The sequence below is a fragment of the Microcystis sp. M165S2 genome, from assembly GCF_020245885.1.
Lineage (GTDB): Bacteria > Cyanobacteriota > Cyanobacteriia > Cyanobacteriales > Microcystaceae > Microcystis.
Map to the genome: position 1 here is coordinate 1 of NZ_JADBTZ010000434.1, position 4,779 is coordinate 4,779.

The following is a 4,779-nucleotide window of genomic DNA, read 5'->3' on the forward strand; positions in this document are numbered from 1 at the left end:
TTCATCTGCTCAATTACCTAATTTTCAGGGAAAAAGTCCCGGAATTTTCCCCCTGATCACTCCCAGTCCGGTACTTTTTGATTGACAAAAAGTCTAAAAGTCTTACCCAACAAGGTTTTTAGATTTATTCAGCAGACCCTAAATAGAAGTTTCCTACTGTCTTTTCACTGTTTACTGATTACTGTTTACTGATCACTGAAAAAAGATTACCAGTAACTGCGTTTACCATTGGGCATAACTGTGAACCAATTGGTTTTTGCCAGGGCGATTTGTTCTTGAGTTACTTGGGCATCAGAGAGATTAGCCCCGCAAAGATTAGCATCTTTGAGATTAGCGTAGCGAAGATGGGCGCCGGTGAGATTAGCCCCGCGTAAATCGGCCTTTTCTAGGTCTGCATAACCGAGATAGGCATTATTTAAATTGGTACTTTTGAGAATAGCTTGACTGAGATTAGCCCGGCCCAGATCCGCATTGGACAGATCTGCCCCTTGTAAATTAGCTCCTGTTAATTTGGATTGACAGAAATTTACCCCCAAAAGTTTGGCTTTGGCCAGATTGAGATTTGGTAATTCCTCTTGGGCGAAATTGCGCCGGCCGTTATTGTAAGCATCGAGAATCGCTTTTTCATCTAAGCGGGGTTTTTTCTTCAGTAAGGTTAGCTCCGTGCTGCTGCGGGCTTTACTTTTATTCAATACATTTGTATTAAACATTGAAAAAGCCATCTGTCCCCCCAGCATATTATCTGGAGAGGCCTCTGGATTTTTATTTTTGGGACGAAATTTAGACTTGAGAGGGCCAGAAACGGAGGAAGTGGCTATCGAACCTGAATCTTGTCGGGGGGGCTGGGAAGTAACCATTGGAGCGGCGATTAAACTTTGGGCTAGACTGTCGGCATAAGCCGTCATGTCTAAAGCATCCATTACCTCTTGAGCGGATTTGTAGCGATGACGGACAGAGACTTCCAGCATTGTTTTCAGGACTTTAGCAAACGGGGGACTCACCTTGACTAATTTTTCCCAGAGTAATTCGCCTGTATTAATATCAACTTCGATCGTTTTAGGAGATTTGCCCGTGAGTAGATAGAGACAGGTAGCTCCCACCGCGTAGATATCACTAGCGTAAACGGGACGCATGGCCATCTGTTCGGGGGGGGCAAAACCTTGGGTACCCACGGCAAAATTAGTGAAAGCGGTTTGAGAATCGGCATTGGCCATGACGGTATTAACTTGATTTTTGACGGCCCCGAAGTCAATCAGAATCAATTTTCGGTCTGTTCGCCGACGAATTAGGTTAGCGGGTTTGATATCCCGATGAATTACCTTTTGCTCGTGGACATATTGCAAAACCGGCAAGAGTTCACTTAAAAACTGTTTGACTCCCGCTTCGCTAAACGGTCCGCGTTTTTTGACCTCTTGGTGCAGGTTATGACCTTTAAGGTATTCTTGAACTAGATAAAACTGTTGATTATCTTCAAAATAGTCCAATAATCGGGGAATCTGCGGATGAACTCCCAGTTTTGCCAAGGTTTCCACTTCTCGCTCAAAAAGTTCCCTCGCCATGCGAAAAACATTAGCCTCTTTAGAGGGAGGTTGCAGTTGTTTGACCACACAGAGGGGCTTATCTGGTAGGGACAGATCCGATGAAACAAAAGTTGTCCCAAACCCTCCTTTCCCCAAAATGCCTAGAGTTTGATAGCGGTCGTGCAGAAGAAGTTTTGAACCGCAACTCTCGCAGATTAACGCTGTCGGGGCGTTTTTCGGTTGAGTACAGTTGGGATTAAGGCAGTAGGTCATCTAGAGTCACCAATTGACCGATACTTTTTTACTAACACACCCTAACAATGCACTTTAAGAGATTCTCCTCAAGAGGGGGTATCCTCCAAAGTCTAAAGCCAGAGGCTTCAGACAATCAAAGCGCGTGTAACGCCTTTTTTGTGTCATTGCTTAGTCAAGACAGGGGGCAACTTATCAAGATAGCGGTTGCCCCCTAACGGGGATTTTTACCTAAACTCTTCTAGTCTATCACAGATTTTAACATTGGCTACTTGTGTCAATTGTCAACTAATGTTAGCTTTTCTTGATAATTCATCACCCCCCATCAATTTTTCACTTTCATCAAAGCGGCCCGGGCCTGTTCGCGGTCATCGAAATGGATTTTTTCCGTCCCCAAAATTTGATAATCTTCGTGACCTTTACCCGCAATAATTACCCCGTCTCCCGGTTGCGCTGCTTGAATAGCCGTGTCAATGGCCAAAGCGCGATCACTAATTACCTGAACAGTAATTTCTGAGGGAATGCCAGCGATAATATCCTGAAGGATTCGTTCGGGAGCCTCTGTGCGGGGATTATCGGAGGTAACTATGGCTAAATCTGCTAATTCTGCGGCTATTTTACCCATTAACGGCCGTTTTGTCCGATCGCGATCGCCGCCACAACCAAAAACACAAATCATCCGACCAGAAATAAAGGGACGGGAAGCTTTTAAAACATTCTCTAAACTGTCGGGAGTATGGGCATAATCAACAATGACGCTGATATCTTGGTCGGGAGCGGTGCTAACCCGTTCCATCCGCCCCGGTACTCCTGAAAACTGGGGAATTTGACCGATTACTTTCCCTAAATCTACACCACATTCTAACACTGCCGCCACCGCCGCCAAGAGGTTAGCCAGATTATATTGACCCACCAGAGGAGAAGCAAAGGCTATTTCCCCTTGGGGAGTCACCATCACCCCTTGAACTCCCGTGGGTTGATAGTGTAAATCCTTAGTATAAAAATCGGCACTAGCATCGGACACACTATAGGTTAAAACCTGTTGGGGAGACAGGGAGGCCGCTAAACGTTGACCAGAGGCATCATCAAGGTTAATAATCGCCTTCCCTTGCAGATAATCGGGACTAAATAATTTAGCTTTAGCGGCAAAATAATCTTCCATATCGAGGTGATAATCGAGATGGTCTCTGGTGAGATTGGTAAACACCGTCACGGGAAAAGTACAACCCTGTACCCGTCCCTGGGCCAGTGCATGGGAACTAACTTCCATGACGGCGATTTCATTGCCAGCGCTCACCGCTTTGGCTAAACTAGCTTGTAACTCGTTAGCGAAAGGGGTGGTATGATTAGCGGTTTCTTGGAATCCTTGCCAACGGGTATAAAGAGTACCGAATAAAGCGGTGGGAATCTTTGCTTGGCTGAGAAAATATTCAATTAAATGGGTGGTGGTGGTTTTGCCGTTAGTTCCCGTCACACCGATTAATTTTAGGGTTTGGGCAGGATAATGATAGAATTTAGCAGCGATCGCAGCGGCGGCAGTAACTAAATCTGCCACAACCATTACCGAAGCATCCTCCGGGGGGGGAAATTTAGCGGCGGCTGCCGGGGAAATAATCGCCGCTACGGCCCCGGTTTCCAAAGCAGAACGCCAAAATTCGCCCCCATCGACGCGACTACCGGGTAAACCGATAAATAAATCTCCGGGTTGACAAGCATGAGAGTTGGTGGAAATTCCCGTAATCTCGGTTTCTAAAGCGATAGGAGAAGAAATTGGGGAAACCAGAGTGATATTTGTCAAAAGTTCTTGTAGTTTCATAGTCAGGATTGAATCTAGGGATTGCTGCTTTTAGATTAGCCGATTATCAAAGAGGTTCCTCGTCCGAAATGGGAAGTGAGGTTTTGGGGTGTAGGGTGTGGGGTGTCGGGTGTGGGGTGTAGGGTGTGGGGAGAATAAATAAAAATAATCTCCTGACGACCGACTCCTAACGACCGACGACCGGCTCCTGATATCTGCGATAAGCTGAAAAAAATAAGGCTATAGCTTGTCAACTATTGACGATTTTCTGCTGACTATTTTCGGGATATTTATATGCAATTCGTCGATTTTCTGGCTCTCATTCATCCTGTCCTAGCAATAGTGGTCGTTTTCCCTATTATCGGCCTCGTAGTTAACTTTGCTTGGCAAACCCGTCAACGTCGCTTAGAAACCGCTGCAGGAAATAAAAGTAAAATTCCCCCAGTGGTTGGGCCCGAACATCTACGCTTAGGCCGCTGGTTAACGGCTACAGTGGTAGGGGTTAACCTGTTAGCACTAGCTTACTCGGTCGTTTACGGTTTTAATGGTTTTGTCGATAAACAAAAAGAGGGAAAATTAGACCCCTTTCTGGTCATTTTTATGATTTTGATGTTTTTTGTCACCATTGCCTCTTTGGTCTGTCTCTACCGCGCTAGACAAGCCCTCTGGCGCGGAATTTTTGCCACCTTGACTGGCATGGGTTTAATTATTATCGGTGCTCAGGATGGGGTCTGGCGACTCTCGTCCCAATGGTACTGGTCCCACTACTATATCGGCATGGCGGCATCATTACTGATGATTTTTTCTCTGGCAATTGTCAAAGATATCTATAAAGACCGTTCCCATCGTTGGCGCATCGCCCATACAATTCTCAATTGTATCGCCCTGGCTCTCTTTCTGGGACAAGCGATGACCGGTTCGAGGGATTTGCTGGAAATTCCCCTCAGTTGGCAAAAACCGGCAATTTATCGCTGTGATTTCACCAATAAAACCTGTCCTGAACCGAAATCCCAAACCCCCCTCATCGAAAATTTTGGGTCTGAAACCCCGTCGTTCTACGACGGCTTTACTGTTAAATACTAGCGCATTTACGGAATATATGCTTAAATGTGAGACATGGAAAAAGCCTATTCTTACCGATTTTACCCCACACCAGAACAAGAGTCGCTATTGCGGCGCACTTTGGGCTGTGTAAGATTAGTTTACAATAAA

The 4,779-nt window shown here is 45.7% G+C and carries 4 protein-coding genes; 2 read left to right on the top strand and 2 right to left on the bottom strand.

Annotation, left to right across the window (positions count from 1 at the left end):
* Positions 1-206 precede the first annotated feature (206 nt).
* Together IM479_RS21355 and IM479_RS21360 are read right to left on the bottom strand one after the other, a co-directional pair.
* A complete protein-coding gene (locus IM479_RS21355) occupies positions 207-1,793 on the bottom strand; it encodes a serine/threonine-protein kinase (RefSeq protein WP_287685996.1) in 1,587 nt (528 codons plus the stop codon).
* Between the two features lie 304 nt (positions 1,794-2,097).
* Complete coding sequence (locus tag IM479_RS21360) at positions 2,098-3,588, bottom strand: UDP-N-acetylmuramoyl-L-alanyl-D-glutamate--2,6-diaminopimelate ligase (RefSeq protein ID WP_287685997.1); 1,491 nt, start codon at positions 3,586-3,588, stop codon at positions 2,098-2,100.
* Between the two features lie 273 nt (positions 3,589-3,861).
* On the opposite strand from IM479_RS21360, the gene IM479_RS21365 reads away from it, so the two are divergent.
* Together IM479_RS21365 and IM479_RS21370 are read left to right on the top strand one after the other, a co-directional pair.
* Positions 3,862-4,650 (top strand): DUF4079 domain-containing protein, encoded by a 789-nt coding sequence (locus IM479_RS21365; protein ID WP_287685998.1) that lies wholly within the window; start codon positions 3,862-3,864, stop codon positions 4,648-4,650.
* Positions 4,651-4,683: 33 nt separating this feature from the next.
* Positions 4,684-4,779 (top strand): helix-turn-helix domain-containing protein (locus IM479_RS21370; RefSeq protein WP_287076085.1); only part of this gene is annotated, 96 nt, incomplete at its 3' end.

What these genes read in the sequence shown, in the direction of transcription:
- IM479_RS21355 (WP_287685996.1), bottom strand. Translation starts at nt 1,793, where the DNA reads ATGACCTACTGCCTTAATCCCAACTGTACTCAACCGAAAAACGCCCCG.
- IM479_RS21360 (WP_287685997.1), bottom strand. Translation starts at nt 3,588, where the DNA reads ATGAAACTACAAGAACTTTTGACAAATATCACTCTGGTTTCCCCAATT.
- IM479_RS21365 (WP_287685998.1), top strand. Translation starts at nt 3,862, where the DNA reads ATGCAATTCGTCGATTTTCTGGCTCTCATTCATCCTGTCCTAGCAATA.